Source organism: Luteimonas deserti (assembly GCF_013425765.1).
GTDB classification, from domain to species: domain Bacteria; phylum Pseudomonadota; class Gammaproteobacteria; order Xanthomonadales; family Xanthomonadaceae; genus Luteimonas; species Luteimonas deserti.
The window spans coordinates 226,105-252,610 of the sequence record NZ_JACCJZ010000004.1 but is presented as its reverse complement, the minus strand read 5'-3'; the positions used below and the strand labels follow the sequence as shown (position 1 = coordinate 252,610).

General features: G+C 70.6%; 27 protein-coding genes. 8 read left to right on the top strand and 19 right to left on the bottom strand.

The window, feature by feature from the left end:
• Positions 1-69: 69 nt before the first annotated feature.
• The 10 genes from H0E82_RS01765 to tsaD all read right to left on the bottom strand — a co-directional run bounded on the left by H0E82_RS01765 (position 70) and on the right by tsaD (position 9,359).
• The gene (locus H0E82_RS01765) at positions 70-1,332 is read right to left on the bottom strand and encodes a glycosyltransferase (RefSeq protein WP_180543252.1); all 1,263 of its coding nucleotides are present in this window, start codon (positions 1,330-1,332) and stop codon (positions 70-72) included.
• Positions 1,317-1,898, bottom strand: coding sequence for a hypothetical protein (locus H0E82_RS01760; RefSeq protein ID WP_180543251.1), 582 nt, complete (start codon positions 1,896-1,898; stop codon positions 1,317-1,319). Before H0E82_RS01760 ends, H0E82_RS01765 begins: the two co-directional genes overlap by 16 nt.
• Positions 1,888-3,042 (bottom strand): glycosyltransferase, encoded by a 1,155-nt coding sequence (locus tag H0E82_RS01755; RefSeq protein ID WP_328796927.1) that lies wholly within the window; start codon positions 3,040-3,042, stop codon positions 1,888-1,890. Before H0E82_RS01755 ends, H0E82_RS01760 begins: the two co-directional genes overlap by 11 nt.
• Positions 3,039-3,995, bottom strand: coding sequence for an NAD-dependent epimerase/dehydratase family protein (locus H0E82_RS01750; RefSeq protein WP_180543250.1), 957 nt, complete (start codon positions 3,993-3,995; stop codon positions 3,039-3,041). The genes H0E82_RS01755 and H0E82_RS01750 overlap by 4 nt, the downstream gene beginning before the upstream one ends.
• Positions 3,980-4,858, bottom strand: coding sequence for an MBL fold metallo-hydrolase (locus H0E82_RS01745; RefSeq protein WP_328796926.1), 879 nt, complete (start codon positions 4,856-4,858; stop codon positions 3,980-3,982). The genes H0E82_RS01750 and H0E82_RS01745 overlap by 16 nt, the downstream gene beginning before the upstream one ends.
• A gap of 1 nt (position 4,859) precedes the next feature.
• On the bottom strand, positions 4,860-5,864 hold the full coding sequence (locus H0E82_RS01740) for a 3-oxoacyl-[acyl-carrier-protein] synthase III C-terminal domain-containing protein (RefSeq protein WP_180543248.1): 1,005 nt from the start codon (positions 5,862-5,864) through the stop codon (positions 4,860-4,862).
• Positions 5,864-6,367, bottom strand: a complete 504-nt coding sequence (gene folK, locus H0E82_RS01735) for a 2-amino-4-hydroxy-6-hydroxymethyldihydropteridine diphosphokinase (RefSeq protein WP_180543247.1) — start codon at positions 6,365-6,367, stop codon at positions 5,864-5,866. The genes H0E82_RS01740 and folK overlap by 1 nt, the downstream gene beginning before the upstream one ends.
• 65 nt (positions 6,368-6,432) lie before the next feature.
• A complete protein-coding gene (locus H0E82_RS01730; protein ID WP_180543246.1) occupies positions 6,433-7,752 on the bottom strand; it encodes a mechanosensitive ion channel family protein in 1,320 nt (439 codons plus the stop codon).
• Between the two features lie 42 nt (positions 7,753-7,794).
• The gene (folB, locus tag H0E82_RS01725; RefSeq protein ID WP_180543245.1) at positions 7,795-8,151 is read right to left on the bottom strand and encodes a dihydroneopterin aldolase; all 357 of its coding nucleotides are present in this window, start codon (positions 8,149-8,151) and stop codon (positions 7,795-7,797) included.
• A gap of 170 nt (positions 8,152-8,321) precedes the next feature.
• Positions 8,322-9,359, bottom strand: coding sequence for a tRNA (adenosine(37)-N6)-threonylcarbamoyltransferase complex transferase subunit TsaD (gene tsaD / locus H0E82_RS01720; RefSeq protein WP_180543244.1), 1,038 nt, complete (start codon positions 9,357-9,359; stop codon positions 8,322-8,324).
• Between the two features lie 180 nt (positions 9,360-9,539).
• Between tsaD and rpsU the strand changes: the two genes are divergently transcribed.
• From rpsU to H0E82_RS01690, 6 genes are all read left to right on the top strand, one after another.
• Complete coding sequence (rpsU, locus tag H0E82_RS01715) at positions 9,540-9,755, top strand: 30S ribosomal protein S21 (protein WP_047138278.1); 216 nt, start codon at positions 9,540-9,542, stop codon at positions 9,753-9,755.
• Between the two features lie 140 nt (positions 9,756-9,895).
• Positions 9,896-10,339, top strand: a complete 444-nt coding sequence (locus tag H0E82_RS01710) for a GatB/YqeY domain-containing protein (protein ID WP_180543243.1) — start codon at positions 9,896-9,898, stop codon at positions 10,337-10,339.
• Complete coding sequence (locus H0E82_RS01705; RefSeq protein WP_180543242.1) at positions 10,336-10,839, top strand: GNAT family N-acetyltransferase; 504 nt, start codon at positions 10,336-10,338, stop codon at positions 10,837-10,839. The genes H0E82_RS01710 and H0E82_RS01705 overlap by 4 nt, the downstream gene beginning before the upstream one ends.
• Positions 10,840-10,936: 97 nt before the next feature.
• Positions 10,937-11,947 (top strand): YihY/virulence factor BrkB family protein, encoded by a 1,011-nt coding sequence (locus H0E82_RS01700; RefSeq protein WP_180543241.1) that lies wholly within the window; start codon positions 10,937-10,939, stop codon positions 11,945-11,947.
• A gap of 141 nt (positions 11,948-12,088) precedes the next feature.
• Complete coding sequence (gene dnaG, locus H0E82_RS01695; RefSeq protein WP_180543240.1) at positions 12,089-13,825, top strand: DNA primase; 1,737 nt, start codon at positions 12,089-12,091, stop codon at positions 13,823-13,825.
• Between the two features lie 265 nt (positions 13,826-14,090).
• Positions 14,091-14,714, top strand: coding sequence for a hypothetical protein (locus tag H0E82_RS01690; RefSeq protein WP_180543239.1), 624 nt, complete (start codon positions 14,091-14,093; stop codon positions 14,712-14,714).
• A gap of 121 nt (positions 14,715-14,835) precedes the next feature.
• Here the strand turns inward: H0E82_RS01690 and cyoE are convergent, their stop codons facing one another.
• The 4 genes from cyoE to H0E82_RS01670 are packed head-to-tail and all read right to left on the bottom strand — an operon-like array spanning position 14,836 to position 18,284.
• Positions 14,836-15,768, bottom strand: coding sequence for a heme o synthase (cyoE, locus tag H0E82_RS01685; RefSeq protein WP_180543238.1), 933 nt, complete (start codon positions 15,766-15,768; stop codon positions 14,836-14,838).
• A gap of 1 nt (position 15,769) precedes the next feature.
• Complete coding sequence (locus H0E82_RS01680; RefSeq protein ID WP_180543237.1) at positions 15,770-16,969, bottom strand: COX15/CtaA family protein; 1,200 nt, start codon at positions 16,967-16,969, stop codon at positions 15,770-15,772.
• Entirely contained in the window at positions 16,969-17,553 is a 585-nt protein-coding gene (locus H0E82_RS01675; protein ID WP_180543236.1) for a hypothetical protein, read from the bottom strand. The genes H0E82_RS01680 and H0E82_RS01675 overlap by 1 nt, the downstream gene beginning before the upstream one ends.
• On the bottom strand, positions 17,550-18,284 hold the full coding sequence (locus tag H0E82_RS01670; RefSeq protein WP_180543235.1) for an SURF1 family protein: 735 nt from the start codon (positions 18,282-18,284) through the stop codon (positions 17,550-17,552). Before H0E82_RS01670 ends, H0E82_RS01675 begins: the two co-directional genes overlap by 4 nt.
• A 65-nt stretch (positions 18,285-18,349) precedes the next feature.
• Here H0E82_RS01670 and H0E82_RS01665 point away from each other — a divergent pair, with 65 nt between their 5' ends.
• Positions 18,350-18,568, top strand: coding sequence for a twin transmembrane helix small protein (locus H0E82_RS01665; protein WP_180543347.1), 219 nt, complete (start codon positions 18,350-18,352; stop codon positions 18,566-18,568).
• 107 nt (positions 18,569-18,675) lie between these two features.
• Here the strand turns inward: H0E82_RS01665 and H0E82_RS01660 are convergent, their stop codons facing one another.
• Genes H0E82_RS01660 through coxB form a run of 5 tightly spaced genes read right to left on the bottom strand, consistent with a single transcriptional unit; the run spans position 18,676 to position 22,920 of the window.
• Positions 18,676-19,560 (bottom strand): cytochrome c oxidase subunit 3, encoded by an 885-nt coding sequence (locus H0E82_RS01660; RefSeq protein ID WP_180543234.1) that lies wholly within the window; start codon positions 19,558-19,560, stop codon positions 18,676-18,678.
• Between the two features lie 48 nt (positions 19,561-19,608).
• Positions 19,609-20,196, bottom strand: coding sequence for a cytochrome c oxidase assembly protein (locus H0E82_RS01655; RefSeq protein WP_180543233.1), 588 nt, complete (start codon positions 20,194-20,196; stop codon positions 19,609-19,611).
• On the bottom strand, positions 20,193-20,324 hold the full coding sequence (locus H0E82_RS16925; RefSeq protein WP_268889881.1) for a hypothetical protein: 132 nt from the start codon (positions 20,322-20,324) through the stop codon (positions 20,193-20,195). The genes H0E82_RS01655 and H0E82_RS16925 overlap by 4 nt, the downstream gene beginning before the upstream one ends.
• Before the next feature lie 25 nt (positions 20,325-20,349).
• Positions 20,350-21,969 (bottom strand): cytochrome c oxidase subunit I, encoded by a 1,620-nt coding sequence (gene ctaD, locus H0E82_RS01650; RefSeq protein ID WP_180543232.1) that lies wholly within the window; start codon positions 21,967-21,969, stop codon positions 20,350-20,352.
• A 21-nt stretch (positions 21,970-21,990) separates the two neighbouring features.
• Positions 21,991-22,920, bottom strand: coding sequence for a cytochrome c oxidase subunit II (coxB, locus tag H0E82_RS01645; RefSeq protein ID WP_328796925.1), 930 nt, complete (start codon positions 22,918-22,920; stop codon positions 21,991-21,993).
• Between the two features lie 309 nt (positions 22,921-23,229).
• Between coxB and putA the strand changes: the two genes are divergently transcribed.
• Entirely contained in the window at positions 23,230-26,448 is a 3,219-nt protein-coding gene (putA, locus tag H0E82_RS01640) for a bifunctional proline dehydrogenase/L-glutamate gamma-semialdehyde dehydrogenase PutA (RefSeq protein ID WP_235974123.1), read from the top strand.
• Positions 26,449-26,506 lie beyond the last annotated feature (58 nt).

Genomic DNA, 26,506 nt, shown 5'->3' with positions numbered 1-26,506 from the left:
CATCGGGTGGATGGTGGCGACCGGACGGCGCGATGCCCAGTGACAGACGTCACCTTCGCGTCTCGGGCATCACCCAGACGGATCGTCGGTGATCCATGTGACCGGCGGGCGCGCGGTCACGGTCGCACGCACCGCCGTCTGCAGGGCCGGGAGACCGGCGAACAGTGCCGGCTCCGCGAATGCACGCCGCACCGCGGCCTCCAGGCCGGCCGAGTCGCGCAGCCACAGGGCCGCACGCGCGCGGCTCAGGCGCGCCGCATGGTCGAACTGGTCGTAGTCCTGCGGGCAGACGATCGCCGGAATGCCGGCGGCCAGACACTGGTAGAGGATGCCGGCGCCGCCGTGGTGCACGACGAGCGCGTAGCGGCCGATCCAGCGCGCATAGTCGACGTAGGCCAGCCGCTGGTAGTTGCCGGCGCGGTCGTGGTGCGCGCCGTCGGCATCGCCGTCGGTGAAGTGGACCTCGATCTCCGGCATCGCCTCGGCCAGCGCGCGCAGGCGTGCGTCGAACGCGTCCTTGGCCCAGCGCAGGTGCGTGCCCAGCGTCACCAGTACATGCCGCCGGCCCTCGACGAAGACCGGTGGCGGGCGCGGTGCCAGCCACGGCGTGTCGACGCCCGGCGCCGGCAACTGCGGGCCGACGAAGCGCAGCGCGGCGGGCCAGGTGCGCGGAAATTCGAGCGGCTCGATGCCGAGGGCGAGGATCCGCTCGGGCGAGTACACCGCCTCGCTGCCGTCATCGCGATAGAGCCGCGGAAGGCCCAGCCCCGCCATGCGTCGCCGATGGACGCACTGCACGCCGCGCTTGAAGCCGCGCACCGCGCGCCGCGCCAGCGCGTGTGCGATGCGTTGGCCCGCATGGGTGGCGGGCGACAGTCCGCCCAGATACGCCGGAGGTCCATCGGGCGCCTCGAGCACGCACGGCGACGGCAGGCTGGTCCACCAGCGAAGGCCGAGCGACTGCGCCACCACACCCGCCGCGGGGACGGTGAAGTCGGCGATGACGAGCGCCGGTCGCGTGGCCTCGGCCGCATACGCGTCGCGCAGCGCCTGCGCGAAGCGGGCCATGACGCCGAGCGCGGCGCGCAGTTGCCGGTGCATGCGCAGCGGATGGCTGCCTACCGCATGGCGTGGATCGGAGATCGCGGCGAGCACGCGTTCGGCGTCGGCATCGAGCAGCGGTACACCGATCAGACCGGCCCGTTCGATCTGCGCCATCGCCGAGGGGGTCGACAGCACACGCACCGCGTGATGTGCCGCGAGTCCGCAAGCCATCGCGAGCACCGGATGCAGATGCCCGCTGTAGGGCGGCGCGATCAGGTCGATGCGCATGGCGTGGCCGCGATGAAGCCGTCGCACAACGCCCGGACATCGGGCCGGCGCAGATAGTCCATGTGTCCGCCACCCACGCGCTGGACCGGTCCGTGCCAGCCGAGGCGCGAGATCCAGTCGCCGCGGCCCTGCACGCACAGCAGGCGTGCGACGTCGGGTGCGCGGCGCGCGACCGGTCCGTAGGCGAACACGTGCAGGCGCGTGCGCAGGTCGGCGGGCAGCTGCAGGCCCGCGAGCAGCTCCAGCCCGCAGCTGCCGGCCAGCAGCACGACGGCAGCATCACCTTCGAACCTCGCCGTCACCGACGCGCGGTGACGGCCGGCAAACGCGGCGCGGCGCGCACCGATGTAGTCGCCGAGGTTGCGCCATGCCGCCAGCGGCAGCGGGACGGCGACGTGTCCGGCATCTGCCGCGGCGTACGGAAAGTTGCAGTCGACGAACTGGCGTCCGGGGGCACGCAGCGCATCGAGAAAGCGTTGCTGCTCCGGGCTCAGACCGCAGCGCGCTCGATCGCTGCGCCCGGTCAGGAACGCGATGCGGATCGGTGCGGCGGTTTCAGGCGACATGGAAGCCGCCGTCGGCATGCACGCGATAGCGCCGGCAGCGCCAGCGCACCGTACGCACGCAGACCGCATGCAGCAGGTGCAGGGGCTGCAGCAGCTCGCTCAGCAACGAAAGGAGCGGAGCCGGCGACGCGGCGCCGCCGGGCCTGCGCTGCAACAGCGCGGTCACGGCAGCGCGCAGTACGAGCACGCCCCCCGCACCCAGCACGCCGACGACGGATGGTCGCGCGAGCAGCGCAATGCCCGTCGCCCACAGCAGCAGCGGCGGCACGCCGTCCAGGACGATGATTCCGAGCTGCAGCCGCAGCGGCTGGCGCCGCAGCAGCAGGGTCGCGAACAGCATCCAGCGATGCATCTGGCGGATGTAGTGTGCCGGGCCTTCGATGCTGGTGCGCACGCGCACCGGGGCGATGGTCTGGGCGATGCGGCCGCCGTGCGCGCGCACGTGGTCGGCCATCGCCAGGTCGTCGGCCAGGGCGTGCAGCAGCGGCGCGAAGCCACCGAGCGCTCGCAGATGCGCGGTGCGCATGGCGTAGCACATGCCGTTGATCGACACCGGCGGCGCCCAGGCCAGCGGCGCGAGATAGGTCAGCGCGGCATTGTCGTTGACGAACCGCGCGAGCAGGCGCCCGGCCATTGGCTCACCGTCGTCGACATAAGCCGGCAGGGCGGTTGCGATCTCGGCGGTGTCGAGCGCGGCGACCAGCCGCGCGAGCGCGCCGGCGGTCAGCGTGGCGTCGTCGTCGAGCACGAGGCACACCGGCGCCTCGACCGCAGCGAGTGCGCGATCGAGCTTGAAGCTCTTGGGGTTCACGCCGTCGGGCGCCGGCGGATTGACCTCGACGGCGACGCGCGCACGTGGATGCGCGGCGCGCAGCGATGCGACCACGACCCGCGCCTGCGTATCGCCGTCATCGACGAGCCAGTGGAAACGCGCGCCCGGCAGGGCATCGAGCGTCTCGTCCAGCACCTCGGCCAGCCGTGGATCGCCGCCGAGGATCGGCTGCAGGACCGCGACCCCGGACATCGCCCATGCGGCATCCGCCGCAGGCAGCGCTGCCTGCCGGTGGATCTCGCGCCATGCACAGACCGCACGCAACACCAGCACCGCGGCGTATGCGCAGGCGAAGACGGCCGCGAGATTCACGCCGCCCACTGCGCCTGCTGCCAGGCAACGAAGTCGTCGATGCCGGTTGCGATCGAGACGCTCGGCGGGCCGAGATCGGCGAGCATCCGCGCCGGATCGAAGGTCTTCGAATACGCGAATACACCGACCCCGAAGCGCGTCAGGGGCGGCTCGCCGCGCAGCCGCAGGCTGCGCCACAGCCATTCGGCGATGGTCGCCATGCGCAGGGCCGCGCCGATGGGCACGCGCCGAGTCGGCGCCGGCAGGTCCAGCCGGCCCAGCACATCGAGCAGCAGCGTCTGGATGTCCACCGGCTGCGCGTTGGTCAGGTTGTAGCTCTCGGCGGGCGCCGCCATCGTCGCGACCCGCAGCAGGTAGTCCGACAGCGTATCGATCTGGATCAGGTCGCCGACGACCGGCCGGTCCTGACCGGTGAACAGCGGCAAGGCGCCACGACGCGCGGCTTCGAGAATGCGCGGAAACAGCACCGTGTCGCCGACGCCGAACACCGCACGCGGTCGGACGATCACGTGTTCGCCGGGATAGTCGCGCACCAGCTGCTCGCCGGCATATTTGGTTTCGGCATAGGTGTTGACGAACCGCGGGCCGACCACGCTGTCCTCGCGCAGGTCGTATTGATGCGCCTCGCGGTAGAACACCGAGCTCGACGACAGATAGACCAGGCGTGGGCTGCCGTTGCGGCGGCAGAACTCGATGACGTGCCGGGTCGCGTCGACGTTCTGCGCGCTGTACTCGGCGCGCGTGCCCCACGGCGAGGATCGCGCGGCGGCATGGATGACGACGTCGGGCCGCACTGGCAGATCGAACGGCCGGCTGAGATCGCAGCGGATGTAATCGTCGAGATCGCTCGCGCGTCGCCCGGTGCCGATCAGCTGCAGATCCTTCTCGCCGGCATGACGCCGCAGGAAGGCGCCGCCGACGAAGCCGGACGCCCCGGTCACGAGGATGCGCATGCGCGGCCTCCAGGCATCGTCGCGGAGGTCGCCGCGCGATACGCGTCGAGACTGGCCCGGCAGTGCGACGGCAGGATCGCGACATCGGGCGCGGTGCGCGCGAGCGCGTGCAGCCGTTCCACGGTGCGCACGTAGGCGGCCCAGTCGTGCGTCACCAGCCGTGCCGGCCAGGTCGGCAGGCGCCGCTCCCGGAACGTCAGATGCGACCAGCAGGCATCGGCGCACAGCAGCACCGCGCGGTCCTGCGCATCGCGCAGGCACAGGCCCATCTGCCGCGGTGCGTGGCCCGGCATCGCCACCGCAAACAGGCTGCCGTCGCCGAACAGGTCGACGCCCTCGCCCAGCGTGGTCCAGGGCGCCGGCAACGCGCGCGCGATCCCGTCGCCTGCATAGCGCACACGCGCATCGAAATCGTCCGGCACGAGGGCCGGCAACCACCCGTTGCGCAGACCGCGCAGGCGCGACATCGCGCGCATGCCCTCGAGGTCTTCGCGCATGCACATGAAGCGCGCGCTCGGCAGGTCGCGCAGCCCGGCGATGTGGTCGGCGTGGAAGTGGGAGACCAGACACCAGCGGATGTCGGACGGCCGCAGGCCGCAAGCGGCCAGCTGCACCTCCAGCCGCTGCGCCTGCGGCAGCGCCGCCGGCGTCGCCCAGCGGTACGCGCGCTCGGGAAAAGCCGCGGTGGCGCCGATGAAATGCGGCGCGTAGCCCGTGTCGTAGAGGATGGCGCCCTCGGTCGGATGCACGATCAGCGCGACCATCGACGGGAACGTCACGCTGGCCCAGCGCCCGCCAGCCAGCGTGACCCGCTCGCAGTGGCGGCAGTGGCCGACATCGAACAGGGTCAGCTGGACACGCACGTCAGTACCGCAGCACCGCGCCGCCCACCGACAGGCCGGCGCCGGTGCCGAGCAGCAGGCAGGTCTGGCCACGTTGCAGGTGCCCGCTGTCGATCGCATGGTGCAACGCATGGGGCAGCGACGCCGCGACCTGGTTGCCGTGCTCGCCGAGGATGCGCACGGTGCGCGCCTCCGGCAGGCGCAGCGCCTGCACGATGCGGTCGAGGCCGCCGCCGGAGGCCTGGTGCGGGACGATGCAGTCGAGCGCGTCGACCGGGAGGCCGGCCGCTTCGAGCAGGCGTGCGAGCAGTCTCGGCAGACGTCGGCCGGCCATGCGGAACGTCGCCGGGCCGTCCATCTCGAAGCGATAGGCATCGCGGTCGTCGTTGCGCGGATCACCCGGCGCGACGCGCGTGCCACCGCCGCGGATGCGGCAGGCGTCGGCGCCGTCGGCATAGGTTTCCATGCGCCAGGCGAGCAGGGCCGACGGCTCGCCCGGGGCGGCTGCGCCCAGTACGACCGCTGCCGCGCCGTCGCCGAACAGCGGCGCGGTCACCGGATCCTCGGCGCGCAGGCCCCGCGAGGGCACGTCGCTGGCGACCACCAGCACGCGGCGATAGCGGCCGGCGGCGATCGACACGTCGATCAGATCCAGCGCGACCAGGAAGCCGAGGCAGGTCGCGTTGATGTCGAAGGCCGGAATGCCGGACGCGCCGAGGCCGAGTGCGCGTTGCACGAGTGCCGCCTGGCAGGGTATCGGCTGCTCCATCACCGCGCAGGTCGAGACGATCGCATCGAGCGCGCCGCCGTCGATGCCGGCCGCCCGCAATGCCGCCTCGGCCGCGCGGGCCGCCATCCACGAGGCGGTCTCGTCGTCGCCGGCGATGCCGCGCATCGCCACGCCCGTCGCCGCTTCACTGCCGCCCGGCGGCAGGCCGAGGCGTGCATCGAACACCGTCGACGCCACGCGCCGCGCCGGGTGATGACAGCCGGTACCGAGGATGCGCAGACCCGCATGCGCATCCATCAGAGGCGCGCGTCCGCGCAGACGCCATCGATCCGGTCGAATGGCGTGTCGCGGTCCGCGTGCGCGTCCCACAGTTGCGCCAGCGTCCGGCCGTCGACAGGGTGTCGCCACGTGGGCGCGATCTCCGCAGCCGGACGCAGCACGAAGGCGTGACGCAGCTCGTCGCGCGGGATGCGGAGATTGCCGGCCCCGGTCAGCACCGCGTCGTCGAACAGCACGATGTCGACATCGAGCGTGCGATCGCTGTAGCGCGGACCGCTGCGGTCGCGTCCGTGCGCGTCCTCGAGCGCGTGCAGCCAGTCGTTGAGGGCGGCCGGCGCGAGCGCGGTCCGGAGCGTGGCGGCGGCATTGAGGAAATCCGGTCCCGTATAACCCACTGCCGGAAACCGGTAGACCGCCGACACCACGACATCGTCGAAGCGCGCCTGCAGCTCAGCGATCGCGGCACGCAGATGTCTCTCGGGCTCGACGTTGCTGCCGAGACTCAGCAGGGCGATGGGCATGGCGCGCTCCGGTGGGGGCGCCATGATCGCGCATCGCCGTGGACGCGCGCGAGGGCCTCCGCACCTCAGCCGGCGTCGGGCGCCCGGAGCGGCGGGGCCGCGCGCGGTGGCCCCGCCTGCGGCGGATCGGACGGGGCGTCCTCGATCTGCCGCAATCTGACCTCGACGGGCGCATCGCTGTGCGCCTGGAACACGCGCAGGTCGAACTCCGGCAGGATCGCCAGCAGATGGTCGAAGATGTCCGACTGGATGCCTTCGTAGACCGGCCACCGCGTATCGGCGGTGAAGCAGTAGACCTCCAGCGGCACGCCGGTTTCGCACGGCTGCAGCTGCCGCACCAGCAGGGTCAGGTCCTGGTTGATGCCGGCGTGGTGGCGCAGGTAGTGCTCCACGTACGCACGGAAGGTCCCGAGGTTGGTCACCCGGCGGTGATTCACCGGCTCGGCCCCGCGCTCGGCCAGCGCATCGTTCCAGGCCTGGATCTCGGCGGCCTTGCGGTCGAGGTAGTCGTCGAGCAGCGCGAAGCGCCGGAACCGCGCGATCTCGGCGCGATCGAGAAAGCGCACGCTGTGCTGGTCGATGTGCAGCGCACGCTTGATCCGGCGCCCGCCGCCCTCGGACATGTGCCGCCAGTTCTTGAACGAGTCGCTGACCAGTTTCTTGGTCGGCACCGTGGTCACGGTGCGGTCGAAATTGCGCACGGTCACCGTGTGCAGGGCGATGTCGATGACGTCGCCGTCTGCATTCTGCCCCGGCATCTCGATCCAGTCGCCGATGCGCACGCGGCCGTCGTTGCTGATCTGCACACTGGCCACCAGCGAGAGGATCGTGTCCTGGAAGATCAGCAGCAGCACGGCCGTCATCGCGCCGAGGCCGGTGACGATGTGCAGGAATTCCGCGCCGATCAGCGTCGCCACCGCGGAGATCGCCACCAGCACGAACATCACGATCTTGGCGACCTGGAAGTAGCCCTTGATGGGCTTGTTCTGCGCTTCGGGCCGACGTTCGTAATGCCGGTTGATCGCATCCAGCGCCCTGGACACCGCCAGCGCGATCGTCACCACCACGAACACCTGACAAAGGGCCTTGACCACGGTGACCAGCTGCGGCGGCAGGTCCGGCACGATGGAGATGCCGGCCGAGATCACCAGGGCCGGGACCACGTTGGCCAGGCGCGGGATGACCTGCAGGCGGACTTCGTGATCGTGCTGGGCGCCGCCCAGCGGCGTCTTCAGCAGCAGCTGGCGCAGGCCGCGCAGCAGCACGCGCTTGGTGAGCAGGTTGGCCAGCCAAGCGAGCGCCAGCAGTCCCACCAGCACGGTCGCGGTATAGGCCAGCGGATACGGCGCGAGGACGTCGCGAAGGCGTTCGAACTGGACCTGCATGGTGCGGCTGTCTCCTGGCGCGGTCGGCGTCGGCGGCGCGGATCAGGCCGACCGGCTGCGTTCGATGGTCACGCCGACCGCACGCGCGCCACGCACTGCGCCGGGCTTGCTGAGCTTCAGGCGGACCGACGTCACGGCGAACTCCTCGAGCACGATCGCCGCGCAGCGTTCGGCCAGGGTCTCGACGAGGCCGAAATCGGACGCCGAGACATACTCGATCAGCCGCTTGCTGACCGCCTTGTAGTTGAGCGTGTCGGCGATGTCGTCGCTGGCGGCGGGCACGCGGTTGTCGAAGCGCATCTCGAGATCGAACACCAGCGGCTGACGGATCCGCCGCTCCCAGTCGTAGATGCCGATGAGCGCCTCGATCTCGAGGCCTTCGATGAAGACGTGGTCCATGGGGGAAACGCCGGGATTCGTGAGTGGGGATGTCCGGACAGTCGTCCGTCGAACGCCGCGGCTCGCCACGGCAACTGCGGCGGCAACAGCTTACCGGCACTTCCGGCATGCGGTCGCGACGATCGCGCCGCGCTGCCCCTGCGATCAGCCACCCGCCCGCCCGGCATCACTCACGTCGCGGCCGCCACCGACGACAGCGAGGCCATGTCCCAGCGCGGTGTCGCGCGCACGGTGGCGTCGTCGTACTGCCCGGCGGCGAGGCGCAATGCGCCGGCGAACGCGATCATCGCGCCGTTGTCGGTGCACAGGGCCGGGCGCGGAAAACACACGCGGCCGCCGCGGCGGCGGGCGTCGGCCTGCAGCTTCGCGCGCAGCCGGGTGTTCGCGCCCACGCCGCCGGCGACCACCAGGGTGTCGCAGCCCGCGGCGTCCAGCGCGCGTGCGCACTTGATCGCCAGGGTGTCGACCACCGCATCCTCGAATCCGCGGGCGATGTCGCGCCGGGTGGCGTCGGCCTGGTCGCTCCCGCGCCAGGCCAGCAGGACCTGGGTCTTGAGACCGCTGAAGCTGAAATCCAGCCCCGGCCGGTCGGTCATCGGCCGCGCGAAGCGGAACGCACCCGGGGTGCCGTGTTCGGCCAGCGCCGCGAGCTGCGGGCCGCCCGGGTACGGCAGGCCCATCATCTTGGCGGTCTTGTCGAAGGCCTCGCCGGCGGCGTCGTCGAGGGTCTCGCCCAGCAGGCGATAGCGGCCGATCGCATCGACCGCCACGAGCTGAGTATGCCCGCCCGACACCAGCAGGGCGACGAACGGGGCGGCCGGCGGGTCGTCCTCCATCAGGGGGGCGAGCAGGTGGCCCTCCATGTGATGCACACCGATCGCCGGCACGTCGAGCCCCCATGCCAGCGCCCGGGCCACGCCCGCGCCCACCAGCAGCGCGCCCACCAGACCGGGCCCCGCGGTGTAGGCGACGCCGTCGATGTCGGTGGTCGAGAGCCCGGCCTCGGCGAGGGTCTGCCGGATCAGCGGCAGCAGCTTGCGCACATGGTCGCGGCTGGCGAGTTCGGGCACCACGCCGCCGTATTCGGCATGCAGCGCGATCTGGCTGTACACGGCGTGCGCGCGCAGGCCGGACGCACCGCCCACCGCGGTGTCGTAGACGGCCACGCCGGTTTCGTCGCAGGAGGTTTCGATGCCGAGGACTTTCATCGCGAAGCTGCCGGATGCGGGACGGGACGCCGCGCCGACGCGGCCGGCCCCACGGCTTGCACAGCCGAGCGGGACGCGGCTATGATACGCGGCTCGCCGGGCCAGGGCCCGGTGGAATGCGAGTTCATTCGCAGTCGATCCGGCCAACGGAGGCCGGGCGGTCAATTCCCCGGAGATTCCATGCCAAGCGTCAAAGTCCGCGAAAACGAACCCTTCGAGTTTGCGCTGCGTCGGTTCAAGCGCACCTGCGAGAAGGCGGGCGTGCTCGCCGAAACCCGCAAGCGCGAGTTCTACGAAAAGCCGACCCAGGAGCGCAAGCGCAAGGCCGCTGCCGCGGTCAAGCGTCAGGCCCGTCGCGTGTCGCGCGACGTCACCAAGCGCCAGCGCCTGTATTGATCGGCGCGGACCGGGCATTCCCCGGTTCGAGTGATTGATGACGCACAAGCCGGCCGCGCATCGCGCCGCCGGCTTTTTGCCGTTTCCGCGCATCTGCCCCGCCGCCCCGCCTCCGTTCGCACCGCCTGATGGAATCCGCCATGTCCCTGAAACAGCGCCTCACCGATGACATGAAAGCCGCCATGAAGGGCGGCGACAAGGCGACCCTGGGCGTGATCCGCCTGGTCAACGCCGCGATCAAGCAGCGCGAAGTGGACGAACGCGTCGAGCTGGACGATGCGGCGGTGCTCGCGGTGCTGGAGAAGATGGTCAAGCAGCGGCGCGATTCGGTCAGCCAGTACGAGGGCGCCGGCCGCGAGGACCTGGCGCAGATCGAACGCGACGAAATCGTCGTGATCGAACGCTATCTGCCCGAGAAGCTGGGCGAGGCCGAGATCCTCGCCGCGATCGCCGCCGCGAAGGCCGAGACCGGCGCCAGCGGCCCGGCCGACATCGGCCGGCTGATGGGCGTGCTCAAGCCGCGGCTCGCCGGCCAGGCCGACATGGGCGTGGTCTCGCGGCTGGTGAAGCAGTCGCTGGCGTGAGCGGCCGCGACGCGCCGGCGGTGACCCTGCGGCCTGCGCTCCCCGCCGATGTGCCGCAGGTGCTGGCCTTCGTGCGCGAGCTGGCCGAGTACGAACGCCTGGCCGATGCGGTGGTGGCCGACGAGGCCGGGTTCGCCGCAGCCCTGTTCGGCGACCGTCCCGATGCCGAGGTGGTGCTGGCCGAAGTCGACGGCGCGCCGGCCGGCTTCGCGCTGTTCTTCCACAATTTCTCGACCTTCCTCGGCCGTCGCGGCCTGTATCTCGAAGACCTCTACGTGCGCCCGGCCCATCGCGGGCGCGGCATCGGGCGGCGGTTGATGACCCATCTGGCGGCCCTGGCCGTGGAACGCGGCTGTGGCCGCTTCGAGTGGGCGGTCCTGGACTGGAACGCGCCGGCGATCGGCTTCTATCGCGCCCTGGGCGCCGTAGGCCAGGACACCTGGACCGTGCAGCGGCTCAAGGGCGAGGCCTTGCGGCAGCTGGCCCGAACCACCGTCTGATCGCGCGACGTCGTCACGCGCCCCAACGCGGGCGTGCATAAGGTGACGGCAACGCCGCGAGGGGCCTCCGGTCCCGGCCCTGACGACCGTTTCGCCCATGAGTACCCCCTCGAACCAGGACCCCGCCGATTCCGATGCGCCGGTGCGCCACACCCGCTGGGGCAGGCTGCGCTCCCGGATCGACCGCCGGGTCGAACGGCTCGAGGACAGCCTGCCCGCGGCCCTGGTCAGACGCTTCGTCGATGCGGACCTGCTGACCCAGGCCGCCTCGCTGTCGTTCTACACGCTGATCTCGCTCGCGCCGATGCTGGTGCTGGTGCTGTGGATCGTCGCGTCGCTGTACCCGGAGGCGCAGGATGCGCTGATCGAGCAGATCGGTGCATTCGCGGGCGAGGGCGCGCAGACGGTCGCCAATACCGTCATCCAGAACGCCAACGCGCAGCCCGATGTCGGCTCGCTGGCCGGGCTGTGGAGCACGCTGCTGCTGTTCGTCGGCGCCACGGTGGTGTTCGCGCAGCTGCAGGGCACGCTGAACCTGATCTTCCGCACCGACGGCGATCGCCTGCCCGGCGGCCTGAAGGTCTTCCTGCGCAAGCGCGTGTTCTCGGCCGGCGTGGTGTTCGCGCTCGGCTTCCTGGTGCTGGTCTCGACTCTGATGACCACCGCGGTCGAGGTGATCTTCGCCAACGTGCCCTCGATCCTTCCCCTGGTCGGCAACGTGCTGACCCTGGTGCTGTATTCGCTGGCCTTCGCCCTGCTCTATCACTATCTGCCCGACCGCCGCGTGCGCTGGCGCCAGGCGCTGTTCGGCGGTGCGGTCACCGCGGCGCTGTTCGTGTTCGGGCGCTGGGCGATCGGCGTCTACATCGCCCATGCGGCTCCGGGGAGCGCCTACGGCTCGTTCGGCACACTGGTGATCCTGCTGATCTGGATGTACTACGCGGCGACGATCTTCTTCGTCGGCGCGCTGATCACCGCGGTGATCGACGAGCGCCTGCGCCGGGCGTCGGTCGAGCGGGCGTTGCGCAAGCGTGCCGAGCGTCAGGCCGCCGCCGGCATCGCCCCGTCCGTGGGGAGCGGAACGCAGGATTCGACCCCGGCACGCTGACCGCGCGCCGGACCGGGCGCGGGAGACGCGCGGCGCGTGGCATCCTAGCGCCCGCATGAGCGTCCGCCCCGCACCGATTCCATCGACCGCCCCCCGTGCGTTCCCGTGCGGAAGGCCTCGGCCCGGCCGTCCGGATCGCTGATGGCCCGGATCCCCGATGCCTTCATCGACGACCTGCTCGCGCGCACCGACATCGTCGAGCTGATCAACGCGCGCGTGCCGCTCAAGCGCCAGGGCAAGGAGTACGCGTCGCGTTGCCCGTTCCACGACGAGCGCTCGGCCAGCTTCACCGTTTCGCCGACCAAGCAGTTCTACCACTGCTTCGGCTGCGGGGCCCACGGCACCGCGATCAGCTTCCTGATGAATTACGACCGCCTCGAGTTTCTCGACGCGGTGGACGAGCTGGCCAAGCGCGCCGGCATAGAGATTCCGCGAGAGACCCAGCAGCGCGAGGCGCGGCCCGACAGCGCGCCGATGTTCGAGGCGCTCGACGCGGCCATGCGGTTCTTCCAGCGCCAGCTGGCCGCCAGCGACAAGGCGCGCGACTACCTGCAGCGTCGCGGCGTCGACGATGCGGTGCGCGCCCAGTTCGCGATCGGCTACGCGCCCGACGGCTTCTCGTCGCTCAAGGACGCCCTCGGCAAGGACGACGCGCGCCGGGTCGCGGTGCTGGAGAAGGTCGGGCTGTTGTCGAAGAACGACCGCGGCCACAGCTACGACAAGTTCCGCGACCGGGTGATCTTTCCGATCCACGACCGCCGCGGCCGGCCGATCGCGTTCGGCGGCCGGGTGCTCGATCCCGAGGATTCGCCCAAGTACCTCAACTCGCCCGAGACCCCGCTGTTCCACAAGGGCCGCGAGCTCTACGGCCTGTGGCAGGTGCGCCAGGCCAACCAGAAGATCGAACGGCTGATCGTGGTCGAGGGCTACATGGACGTGGTCGCCCTGTTCCAGTTCGGCGTGCCGCAGGCGGTGGCGACGCTGGGCACGGCGACGACCCCCGACCACGCCGAGCTGCTGTTCCGCAATGCGCCGGACGTGTACTTCTGCTTCGACGGCGACGCCGCCGGACGACGCGCGGCGACGCGCGCGATGGAATCGGTGCTCCCGCGCATGCGCGACGGCCGCCAGGCGTTCTTTCTGTTTCTGCCAGACGGCGAGGATCCCGACACCATCGTCCGCAGCGAGGGCGCGACCGGCCTGGAGGCGCGGCTGGCCGCGGCGACCCCGCTGTCGACATTCTTCTTCGACACCCTGGGCGAAGGCATCAGCCTGTCGACGCTCGACGGCAAGGCGCGACTGGCCGAGCGCGCCAAACCGATGCTGGCGCAGATTCCCGACGGCGCCTTCGCCGATCTGATGCGCCAGCACCTGGCCGAACTCACCGGGCTCGGCCAGGCCGCCGCTGCGCGTGTCCAGCCGCCCGTGCGCACGGCGCGTGGCGGGCGCGCGGTGCCGGCGCCCAAGCGCAGTCTGGTGCGTCACGCGATCGCGCTGTTGCTGCAGAAGCCGGGCATGGCCGCGGCGCTGCCGCCGCCGTATCCCTTCGTCGCGCTGCGTCAGCCCGGCATCGAGCTGCTGACCGAGCTCATCGCCCTGGGAAGTGTGCGTCCCGACATCAGCACCGGCATGCTGCTGGCGCACTTCGAAGCACGCGAGGAAGCCCCCGCGCTGCAGAAGCTGGCCAGCCAGACGCTGCCCGGCGACGAGGCGATCTGGCAGGCCGAACTGCACGACGTCATCACCCAGCTCAACCGGCAGGTGGTGCAGCAGCGGATCGACGCCCTCCTCGACCTGCAACGAGCCGGCGCGCTCGACCCGGCAGGCAAGCAGGAGCTGCGCGATCTGCTGGCCCGGGTGGGCGGCGCCCCCGGCTAGAGGCCACGCGAGAGGCGGTCCCCGGCGAAACAGGGCTGGCGCATGGCCCAACGCGGCGACAGCGCCTGCACGCGGACCCTGCGGCGCGCAGCGCGCGTCGACGCGACCTTAACTCCCCCGCTGGTCTGATCCGCGCGGGGAATCGACAGGATCGACGCATGGCCATACGGCCGGTCGCCCTGGCCGTCGAAGACCGATCGGCCAGGGCCGCGCAGACGTGCCCGGTCCGGTGCCCCGCCCCACTCCCCCGTTCCAGGTAGACCCGATGTCCCCTGTCCCCGTCCGCGCGGCCTTGCTCGCCAGCGCTTTCGCAAGCGTCCTGCTCGTCGGCTGCGCCGGCATCGAGACACCACCCGCGCTCGTCAAGCCGCTGCACATCGATCTTGCGGCGCCGGTGACCGAACAGGTCGATCTGGCCTGGCCGCAGCGCCAGGGCGGTCTGGCCCCCGGGCACGCGATCGACCAGCCACGGCAGGTGACCCTGCGCCTGCCCGACGGACGCCAGTTCACGGTGCCGGCGGATCGCGTGTCGTTCCGCCAGCAGGACGGCATGCTGGCCAGCGTCACGATCGAACCCAGTGGCGCGGCCGGCGACGAGGCGGTCGCGCGCGACCACGTGCGCGGCCTGCTCGACGACAATCGCCTGCTCGATCCCGCCCTGGCCCATACCCTCGACGGCTGGACGCTCGCGGCTGCCGACGATCGCACGGCGCGCATCGTGGTACGCGATGTCGACATCCAGGTCGCCCTGCGGCCGGACAGCCGGGCCGGTTGGCGACCGACGCTGGATTTCGCGCCACGTGCCTGCGGGATGCCGGCCGGCCTGGACGGCGACCCGGATGCCTGCCTGCACGCCCGGCCGACCGCGACCGTGCTCGCCGGCGGCTGACGCGCGCCAGCCACCGCAGGAGAGGCGGCGCGCAGCCGCTGCGCCATCGAGGTGCCGTCTCCGGTCCGCATGGGACCAGCAGCGCCTCGGATGCCGTTCCGAGGCGCGAGCGGCCGTCGTGTCACCCCACGCGCTGGAAATCGAGGCCGCCGGCCGCGGCCCCGGCGCCCGGCAGCCACGGCAGCAACCAGTGGTCGACCAGCAGGAAGGCGAACAGCGCCATCAGGTAGACGACGGAATAGTTGAACATCCGCATCGCGAAGAACTCGTCCGGCGGATCGAGCAGGCGCCACGCGTACCAGAGGAACACCAGGCCGAGCACCACGGCGCCGCCGAGATAGAACAGGCCGCTCATGCCGATCGCGGTGGGCAGCAGGGTCACCAGCACCAGCAGCACGGTGTAGATCAGGATCTGCCAGCGCGTGTACGCCACGCCGTGGGTGACCGGCAGCATCGGCACCAGCGCGCGCGCGTAGTCCTCGCGGCGGAAGATCGCCAGCGCCCAGAAGTGCGGCGGCGTCCACACGAAGATGATCAGCACCAGCAGCAGTGCATGCGCCCAGTCCCACTGGCCCTGCATGTTGGTCACCGCGGCCCAGCCCAGCAGTGGCGGCGCCGCGCCGGCGATGCCGCCGATGACGATGTTCTGCGGCGTCGCGCGCTTCAGGAATCCGGTGTAGACGACCGCATAGCCGATCAGCGAGGCGAACGTCAGCGCCGCCGTCAGCACGTTGACCAGCAGCACCAGGATCGCCATCGACACCGCGCCCAGCGCCAGCGCGAACACCAGCACCTGCACCGGGCGCAACGTGCCCGTCGCCAGCGGCCGGTTCGCGGTGCGCGCCATGACCTTGTCGATGCGCTGGTCGATCAGGTGGTTGATCGCCGCCGCCGATGCCGCCGCCAGCCAGATGCCGAGCAGGCCGAACACGCTCTCGCGCCACGGCGGCAGGCCGGGCACCGCGAGGAACATGCCCACCAGCGCGGTGAATACGATCAGGGCGACGACGCGCGGCTTGGTGAGTTCCCAATACTGGCTCGCGATGTGGGCCATGTCAGTCGGGCCGCTTGAGCCGCGCCAGCAGCGAGACCAGCACGAAGAGAAGCAACGCGGCGCCGCCGTTGTGCATCACGGCGACCGGGAGCGGCAGCGACAGTTTGACGTTGAGCACGCCCAGCAGGACCTGGGCGCAGGTCAGCAGGCCCAGCGTCACCGCCCAGCCGCGCAGCCCGGGCGTGCGCAGCAGCCGCGCCGCGAACGCCAGCAGGCCCACGAACACCACCACGCCCATCACCCGGTGTGCGAGCTGGATCGCGATGCGCGCCGCGCCATCGAGTACCCCGCCCTCGTAGTCCACGCCCACGCCACGCCAGAGCACGAAGCCCTCGCGGAAGTCCGCTTCCGGCCACCACTGGCCCACGCATCGCGGGAAATCGATGTAGTGATGCACCGCGGTGGTCCAGCCGCCCGCGCCGCAGGCGAGCGCCGCGTAGTTCGCGCTGACCCAGCCGCCGAGGGCGATCTGCACCGCCACCAGGGCGATCGCGACGATCGTCCAGCGGCGCAGGACATCGGCGTGCACGAGGACGATCGGTCGCACCGTCGCGCGCCAGGCTATCCACAGCAGCAGCGAGAACGTCAGCATGCCGCCCATCAGGTGGCCCATGACGATCACCGGCTTGAGCAGCATGGTGACCGTCCATTTGCCCAGCAGAGCCTGGAAGATCACCACCGCCAGCGTCAGCGCCGCCGCGCGCGCGAGGTCGATGTTCGACCAGCGCAAGGCGGCGAGCAGCAGGATCGCTTCTCCGACGGCCGCGAGGGCCAGGGCCGACATCACGTGGCCGGCCATGTACAGCGGGATGGCCAGCGCCACCAGCAACGACGCGCCGATGATCTGGGCCACGCCGTAGCGGCGCCGGCGCGCGGCCAGCAGCGCCAGCCCCAGTACGAAGACGCCGAGCACCGCGGCCAGATGACGATGAACCTGCTCGCGCCAGGCCTTGTCGGTCTCGAGCACGCGGACCGCGGTGGCCGCATGGTCGGCCACTTCCTCGGCCGTCTGCGGCCAGGCCGCGCGCCCGTAGCAGGTGGGCCAGTCGGGGCAGCTGAGACCGGCGTCGGAGAGCCGGACGAATGCACCGAACACGATCACGCACAGGGTCAGCGCCGCCGCCAGCCACGCGATGCGGTGGAAGTGACGGTGCACGGCGGGGCGGAACACGCTGCCGGAAACGGGGGAGGTCTGGGTCATCATTTCAGCTTGAGCAGCCGGGCCATGTCGCTGCGCAGATGCCCGGGATCGAAGCCGGGTGCGTAGCGCAGGATCACGAACCCGTTGGGGTCCACGACGTAGGCGGGAACGCCATTGTCCGCTTCGCCGGGGGCGCCGTCGACGCGCGGCAGGGCGGCGCGCAACGCCGGGTCGGCCTCGAGCACGCGCCAGGCCGCGTTGCGCACCGCGCCGTCGGGCACCGCGCCCAGCCACAGGATGTCGACGTGATCGGCATTGCGTCCGAACAGCTGCCAGACGAGATCGAGCTCGCGCGCGAGTTCGACGCACGGCGCCGCGCAGCCCGCAGGCGGCGCCACGAGGATGCGCCAGCGGCGTTCGGCCGGCCGCCACGCGTAGGAGTCGCCACCTGCGAGACGCGGCGACAGCGCCCGCAGGTCGGCCGGCGGATCGAGCAGCTCGCCGCGGTTCTGCATGCCGCTCGGCCGCCAGCCGGAGAAGCGTAAGGCGCCGGCGACGAGCGCGCTGCCGAGGAACAGCACCACGATCAGCACCAGCAGCATGCGGTTGCGGTCGCGCTGCGCACGGGGAAGATCGACGGTCATCGGCGGGGCCTGCGGAACGTGAGAACGAGGGCGGTGACCAGGGCGGCCAGTGCCAGGCCGAACCACTGCACGGCGTAGCCCAGGTGTTTGTCGGGCGGAAGCGTGTTCGGCAGCACGTCGAGATCGCGTGCGTAGCCCAGCGGCAGGGCCGGGTCGAGACGCAGCACGCGCCGCGGCGGGGCCTGCAGGCCGGCGGCCGCGGCGATCGCCCCTGCATCGAAGCGGGTCATCAACCGCGAGCCTTCGGCGAGCGCGGGACCGAGCGCGAGCCCGCTCGACGGCGGCGGTGCGAGCAGGCCGCGCACCGCGACTGGCGTGTCGAGCAGACCCTCGCCGGCCACCACGTCGGCCGCGGGCATGCGGGTCGTGCGGTCCACCAGCGGCGTCCAGCCCAGATCGACGAGCAGCGGTGCGGCACCGGTGGCCGGCTGGAACAGGCGATAGATGCGCAGGCCCGGACGGCTCTCATGGATCTGGTTGTCGAGGACGAACGCCGGCGCATCGACGAAGCGGCCCTCGCCTGCCGCCCAGTCGTAGGCACCTTCGCGCTCCGGCGCATGTGCGGCGGCGAGCGGTCGCGCATCGCGCCGGGCGAGGACCGCGTCGACCGCCTCGAGCATCGCCCGCTTCTCATGCATGCGCGACACCTGCCAGACGCCGAGGGCGGTGCAGACGCCCATCACCGACACGGCCAGGATCCACCCGGCGACACGGGTCGTGCGCGGGCTCACACCCGGGCCCTCCGGCGCTGCGATACTGCACTCATGTCCCGCGCGCCCCGGAGCCCGCCATGGTGATCAACGATTCGCTCAAGACCCTGCTGATCATCGGCTTCGTGCTGCTGATCCTGTGGAACCTGGGCGCCGGCCTGTACTACATGCTGACCGACAAGGGACGCACAGACCGCACGGTGAAGGCGCTGACCCGCCGCATCGGCCTGTCGGTGGCGCTGATCGCCCTGGTGCTGCTGGCGATCGCGATGGGATGGATCCGGCCACACGGGGTATACGGCTGACGCCCGGCAACGGATCGTCCAGCGGACGATTTCGCCCGGCAGGCCCCGCGCTCCGTCCATCATGCCGGCGACGCGCACGCGTGCCGGCGCGAACTCGCAGGGCCGGATCAGACGACGTAGACGAACAGGAACAGGATCAGCCAGACCACGTCGACGAAGTGCCAGTACCAGGCGACCGCTTCGAACGCGAAGTGGTTCTCCCTGGTGAAGTGGCCGCGATAACACCGCAGCCAGATGACGATCAGCATGATCGTGCCCAGCGTCACGTGCGCGCCGTGGAAGCCGGTGAGCATGAAGAAGGTCGAGCCGTAGATGCCCGAACCCATCGTCAGGTTGAGATCGCGGTAGGCGTGGACGTATTCCTCGATCTGGAAGAACAGGAACACGCAGCCGAGCAGGATCGTCGCGCCGAGGAACACCAGCAGCTGGGTGCGGCGCGCGGCCCGCAGGGCGTGGTGGGCGATGGTGATCGTGACGCCCGACGCCAGCAGGATCAGCGTATTGAGCAACGGCAGCCCCCAGGCCGGGATCGTCTGGAACGTGCCACCCACCTCGCCCGGGCCGGAGGTCGGCCAGGCCGCGCTGTAGCCGTCCCACAGGACGGCGTTGGTCATCGCGCCACTGCCCTCGCCGCCGAGCCACGGCAGCGACAGGGTCCGCGCGTAGAACAGCGCGCCGAAGAACGCGGCGAAGAACATGATCTCCGAGAAGATGAACCACACCATGCCCATGCGGAAGGACAGGTCGACCTGCTTGTTGTAGTAGCCCGACACCGATTCGAGGATGACGTCGGCGAACCACTTGAACAGGATCAGCGACAGCAGCGCGGCGCCGACGAAGAACATCGGCCGGCCCCAGCTCGCCTCGTTGAACCAGCTCGCCAGGCCCAGCATGGTGAGGAACAGCGCGACCGAGGCGAACAACGGCCACTTGCTGTCGTGCGGCACGAAGTAGACGTTGGGATCGTGCGAAGCGGGCTTGGCGTCGGCCATGGCGGTGTCCGTGTGGCGGATTCGGATCGGAAGGGCGATGCGCGTGCGTCAGGGCGCTGCAGCCGGCCCGGGGCGTCCCGGCGCCGAGGCCACCTGCGCGGCCAGCCGCGAGGTCAACACATCGTTCTTGAAGAAGGTGTAGGACAGCGTGACCGTGTTGACGTCCGGCGGCAACGACGGATCGACGATGAAACGCACCGGCATGTCGCGGGTTTCGCCGGCCTCGAGCGTCTGCGCGGTGAAGCAGAAACATTCGGTCTTCTGGAAATACCCGGATGCGCGCGCGGGCGCCACCGACGGCGTCGCGCTGCCGACCACCGGCTGCGCGCTGTCGTTGTGGGCGTAGTAGGTGGTCTCGTACTGTTCGCCGACGCGCACGCGCATGCGGGTCTCGTTGGGCCGGAACGACCACGGCAACCGCGAATTCACCGTCGCGTCGAACTCCACCGTCACCCAGCGCTCGGCCGGCGTGGCGCTGGTGGCCGGCGCGCTCGCCGCACTGTTCTCGAGACGGATGCCGAAGACCTTCTCGCAGGCGATGCGGTACAGCGGCACCAGCGAGAACGTGAAGGCGAACGCGGCGATCGAGATGCCGACCAGCGTGCCGATGCCGAGTGTCTTGCGTTGCGCGCTCATGCCGACAGCACCCCGCGCAGGATGAAGCCCACGTAGATCACCGCGGCGATCACGGCCACCATCAGGGCCGTGCGCCGGGCGCGACGGCGCCGCGTGGCGAGATCGGCGTCGGCATCGGGATTGGGCATGGTCGCGACCGTGGGTTCCGCGGGCTCAATGACTGATGTCGTCGTGGGCAAGATCGCCGGGCTTGAGGATCGGCGGCTTGGCGAAGGTGTGGTGCGGGGCCGGCGACGGCACCGTCCACTCCAGGCCCTTGGCGCCCTCCCACGAGCGCGCCGCGGCGGGCGCGCCGCGCAGCTTCGAGTGCAGCAGGATCGCGAACATCATGAACGGCGTGACGAACATGCCGAACGCGCCGACCGAGCTGATCAGGTTCCAGTCCGCGAACACGACGTTGTAGTCGGGAATGCGCCGCGGCATGCCGGCCAGGCCGAGGAAGTGCTGCGGGAAGAACAGCAGGTTGACGAAGACGATCGTCCACCAGAACTGCACCTTGGCCCAGAACTCGCTGTACATGCGCCCGGTCCACTTCGGCCACCAGTAGTAGGTGGCGGCGATGATCGAGAACAGCGCGCCGGTGACCAGCACGTAGTGGAAGTGCGCGACCACGAAGTAGGTGTCGTGGTACTGGAAGTCCGCCGGCACGATCGCGAGCATCAGACCGGAGAAGCCGCCGATGGTGAACAGGATCACGAAGGCCACCGCCCACAGCATCGGCGCCTCGAAGGTCAGCGACCCGCGCCACATCGTGGAGACCCAGTTGAAGATCTTCACGCCGGTCGGGATCGAGATCAGCATCGTCGCGAACATGAAGTAGATCTCGCCGCCCAGCGGCATGCCCACGGTGAACATGTGGTGGGCCCAGACGATGAAGCTCAGGAACGCGATCGCCGCCGTGGCGTAGACCATCGCTTGGTAGCCGAACAGCGGCTTGCGGCTGAAGGTGGGGATGATCTCCGAGACGATGCCGAACGCCGGCAGGATCATGATGTAGACCTCGGGATGCCCGAAGAACCAGAAGATGTGCTGGTACATCACCGGGTCGCCACCGCCGGCCGCGTTGAAGAACGAGGTCATGAAGAACTTGTCGGTCAGCAGCATCGTGACCGCGCCGGCCAGCACCGGCATCACCGCGATCAGCAGGAACGCGGTGATCAGCCAGGTCCAGCAGAAGATCGGCATCTTCAGCAGGTCGACGCCCGGGGCGCGCATGTTGAGGATGGTGGCGATGACGTTGATCGCGCCCATGATCGAGCTGATGCCCATCATGTGGATGGCGAAGATCGTCAGCGAGGTCGCGCTGCCGAACTGAAGCGACAGCGGCGGATACAGCGTCCAGCCGCCGGCCGGCCCGCCGCCGGGCAGGAACAGCGTGCCGAGCAGCAGGGTGAAGGCGAACGGCAGGATCCAGAACGACCAGTTGTTCATGCGCGGCAGCGCCATGTCCGGCGCGCCGATCTGCAGCGGGATCATCCAGTTGGCGAGACCGACAAACGCCGGCATCACCCCGCCGAAGATCATCACCAGCGCATGCATGGTGGTCATCTGGTTGAAGAAGTGCGGGCTGACGTGCTGCAGGCCGGGGGCGGCCAGCTCGGCACGGATCACCATGCTCATTCCCGCGCCGATGATGAACATCACGAACGCGAACAGCAGATAGAGCGTGCCGATGTCCTTGTGGTTCGTGGAGAAGAACCAGCGCTGCACGAAACCCTGGCTGTGGCCGTGATCGTCGTGGTGCGCGTCGGCAGTGGCGGTGTGCGTCGACATGGGCGATGGACCTCGGAACGATCAGCCGGCCGCGGGCGCGGCAGGAGCGGAAGGCGACTGCGCGGTGGCGTCGTCGGCGGCAGGCGCGGGGACCGGCGCGGGCGCGGCGGGCAGCGGCTCGGCCGGCGCATTGCGGGCTTTCTCCGCCGCCAGCCAGGCGTCGAATTCCGCCGGCGGGACCGCGCGCACGACGATCGGCATGAACGCATGGTCCTTGCCGCAGAGTTCGGCGCACTGGCCGCGGTAGACGCCCGGCTCGAGGATCTCGGTCCAGGCCTCGTTGACCAGGCCGGGAATTGCGTCCTGCTTCCACCCGAAAGCCGGCACCCACCACGAGTGGATCACGTCGTCGGCGGTGATGACGAAGCGGATCTTGGTGTCGGTGGGCAGCACCAGGACGTTGTCGACGTCCAGCAGGTAGTGCCCGTGGGCATCGAGCTCGGCGCGGGTGGTGGCGCGGTTCTGGCGCAGGCGGTCGCTGCCTCGGTCTAGGCGGCTGGTCAGGGTGACGTCCTCGCCCATGTATTCGTAATGCCACATCCACTGGGCGCCGGTGACCTTGACGGTCATCTGCGAGTCGCGGGTGTCGTACATCTGGATCAGCTTGCGGGTCGCCGGCACCGCCATCGCCACGAGGATCAGGATCGGCACGACCGTCCAGATGATCTCGGCCGTGGTGTTGTGGGTGAAGGTGGCCGCGGTGACCCCGCGCGACTTGCGGAAGCGGAACATCGCCACCGCCATCGCGCCGAACACCAGCGCGCCGATCGCCACGCAGATCCACAGCGCCAGCATGTGGGCCTCGTAGGCGTGCTGCGAGGTCGCGGTGACGCCCCGCCCCATGTTCAGCTGCCACGGCCGGGGATCGGCGGACTGGGCCGCGACGCTCGCGGACAGCGCCAGTGCGGCGAGTCCCCACACGCACTGCTTGAAACGACGGGCTTGCTTCACATCGGACCCCATGCCTGAGCTGGCGTTGGCTGGCGGGAACGCGTCCGGTCCGCGACCGTCGGGACGACCGGTGGTGCGTGCGCAGGAGCGGCGGCGTACTGCAAATAACCCATGAATGGTAGCTGTCGGCAATCGGCAGGGGCAAGCCGAGTCTGCGCCGGCCCTCTTGACAGCGCCGTGCTGCAACGCGCCATGAGGCGTCGGCAGGCGGCCGGACCGGGTCGCGGCCCGGTACAACGACCGTGAGACGCACAGTCGCAGGCGGGTGGGCAGGCTAGAATTCCGCGTCTGTCACCGCCGGTTTCCGCCTTGAACGCCAGCCTGTCGCCCGCCTCCCCGGCGGCCACCCTCGTGCCGCTGCGCGCGGCGATCACCGCCGCCTGGAGCCTCGACGAGGCCGCGCACGTGCGCGCCCTGCTCGCCCAGGCCCGCCAGCCCCTCGCCGACTGGAGCGAGGCCGACCGGGCCGCGATCCAGGCGACCGCCGCCGACCTGGTACGGCGGGTGCGCACCCGCGCCCGGGACCGGGGCGCGATCGAGGCCTTCATGCAGCAGTACGACCTCGGCAGCGAGGAAGGCGTGCTGCTGATGTGCGTGGCCGAGGCCCTGCTGCGCATTCCCGACGAGGACACCGCCGACCGCCTGATCCGCGACAAGCTCGGCGAGGCCGACTGGCGCAAGCACATGGGCCGGTCCGACTCGGTGCTGGTCAATGCCTCGACCTGGGGGCTGATGCTGACCGGACGGCTCGTGGATCTCGCCGACGAGACCAAGCGCGACGCGCACAACGCGTTCAAGCGGCTGGTGGGCCGGGTGGGCGAGCCCGTCATCCGGCTCGCGGTGCGCCAGGCGATGCGCATCATGGGCCACCAGTTCGTGATGGGCCGGACGATCGGCGAGGCGCTGGCGCGCAGCCGCAAGGGCGGCAATGCGGCCTACCGCTACTCGTTCGACATGCTCGGCGAGGCCGCCCTGACCCAGCGCGACGCGGACCGCTACCTCAAGGCCTACCGCGACGCGATCGACGCGATCGGCCAGTCCGCCCCGCGGCAGCGCGACGGATCGGCCGCGTTCGTCGACGAGATCGGCGCGCCGTCGATCTCGGTCAAGCTCTCGGCCCTGCATCCGCGCTACGAGCACGCCAAGCGCGAGCGGGTGCTCGCCGAGCTGGCGCCGCGCCTGCTCGATCTCGCCCGGCGCGCGCAGCGCTACCGCATCGGCCTGACCATCGATGCCGAGGAGACCGACCGCCTCGAACTTTCGCTCGACCTGATCGAGCGCGTGCTCGGCGACGCGTCGCTGGCGGGCTGGAACGGCTTCGGCATCGTCGTGCAGGCCTACCAGAAGCGGGCACCGATGGTCATCGACTGGATCGCGGCGCTGGCGCGCACGCTCGGCCGGCGCATCCCGGTGCGCCTGGTCAAGGGCGCCTACTGGGACAGCGAGGTCAAGCGCGCCCAGGTGGAGGGCCATCCCGGCTATCCGGTCTTCACCCGCAAGCCCAATACCGACGTCAGTTACCTCGCGAACGCGTGCCGGCTGCTGTCCGCCACCGACGCGGTCTATCCGATGTTCGCCACCCACAACGCGCACACCATCGCCGCGGTGCACCGCATCGCCGCGCGCCTGCTGCCCGCGCGCGGGCACGGCGCGCCGTTCGAGTTCCAGAAGCTGCACGGCATGGGCGACGACCTCTACGCCGAGGTCATTCCGGCCGCGCGCCTGGATGTGCCCTGCCGCGTCTATGCGCCGGTGGGCTCGCACGAGGACCTGCTGCCGTACCTGGTGCGCCGCCTGCTCGAGAACGGCGCCAACTCCAGCTTCGTCAACCGGATCAGCGACGAGGACGTCGCGATCGACGACCTGATCCGCGACCCGGTCGAGGTCGTCGCCGGTTTCGAATCGATTCCTCATCCCCGCATTCCGCTGCCGGTCGACCTCTACCGCAGCCAGTCGCACGACAGGAGCAATTCCATGGGCGTCAATCTCGCCAACGACGCAGAGCTGGCCGAACTCGCCGCGCAGATCCAGGCCGCGCCGGCCAGCTGGTCTGCCACACCGCTGGTGCCCGGCGCGCAGGCCGCCGGCCCGGCGGTCGAAGTCACCAATCCGGCCGACCGCCGGGTGCGCGTGGGTGAATGGCTCGCGGCAGATGCCGCCACCGTCGAGCGCGCGCTGGCCAACGCGGTCGTCGCCCAACCGGGCTGGGATGCCACGCCCGTCGCGTCGCGCGCGACCATCCTCGAACACGCCGCCGACCTGCTCGAGCAGCGCATGCCGCAGTTCATCGCGCTGTGCACGCGCGAGGCCGGCAAGACGATTCCCGACGGCGTGGCCGAAGTGCGCGAGGCGGTGGATTTCCTGCGTTACTACGCCGGCCAGGCGCGCAGCGCCTTCGTGCCCGAAGCCCTGCCCGGGCCCACCGGCGAGTCGAATGCGCTGCAGCTCGCGGGCCGCGGCGTGTTCGTCTGCATCAGCCCGTGGAACTTCCCGCTGGCGATCTTCGCCGGGCAGATCGCGGCCGCACTGGCCGCCGGCAACAGCGTCATCGCCAAGCCCGCCGAACAGACCACCCTGGTCGGCTTCGAGGCGGTGAAGCTGCTGCACGAGGCGGGCATCCCGAAGGACGTGCTCCAGTACCTGCCGGGCGACGGCGCGACGGTCGGCGCGGCGCTGACGTCGGACCCGCGCGTGGCGGGCGTGGCCTTCACCGGGTCCACAGACACGGCGCGTGCGATCAACCGCGCGATGGCCGCGCGCGACGCTGCCATCGGCGTGCTGATCGCCGAAACGGGCGGCCAGAACGCGCTGATCGCCGATTCCTCGGCCCTGCCCGAGCAGCTGGTCAAGGACGCGCTGGCCTCGGCATTCACCTCGGCTGGCCAGCGCTGCTCGGCCGCGCGCGTGCTGTTGGTGCAGGCCGACATCGCCGACAAGGTGGTCGGGATGATCGCCGGTGCGATGGCCGAGCTGACGGTCGGGGATCCGGCGTTACTGTCGACCGACGTCGGTCCGGTGATCGACACCGATGCCAAGTGCCTGCTCGACGAGCACGCCGCGCGCATGCAGGGCACGGCGACCTTCATCGCCGAGGCCCCGCTGGGCGCCGGCACCGAGCACGGCACCTTCTTCGCGCCGCGCGCGTGGGAGCTGGCCTCGATCGATCAGCTCACCCGCGAGAACTTCGGCCCGGCCCTGCACGTGATCCGCTTCCGCGCCGACCAGCTCGATGCGGTGGTCGACGCGATCAACGCCACCGGCTTCGGCCTGACCCTCGGCATCCACTCGCGGATCGACGAGACGGTGGAGCGCATCGTCCAGCGCGCGAAGGTCGGCAACATCTACGTCAACCGCAACCAGATCGGCGCGGTGGTCGGCGTGCAGCCCTTCGGCGGCCAGAACCAGTCCGGCACGGGTCCGAAGGCCGGTGGCCCGCACTACCTGCCGCGGTTCGCCACCGAGAAGACGGTCACCATCAACACCACCGCCGCCGGCGGCAACGCCTCCCTGCTGACCTTGGGTGAGTGAGCGCGGCTGACGAAGCCCCGCGTCGTGCGCGAACGAAACGCCTGCCGGCCCGGGCGGG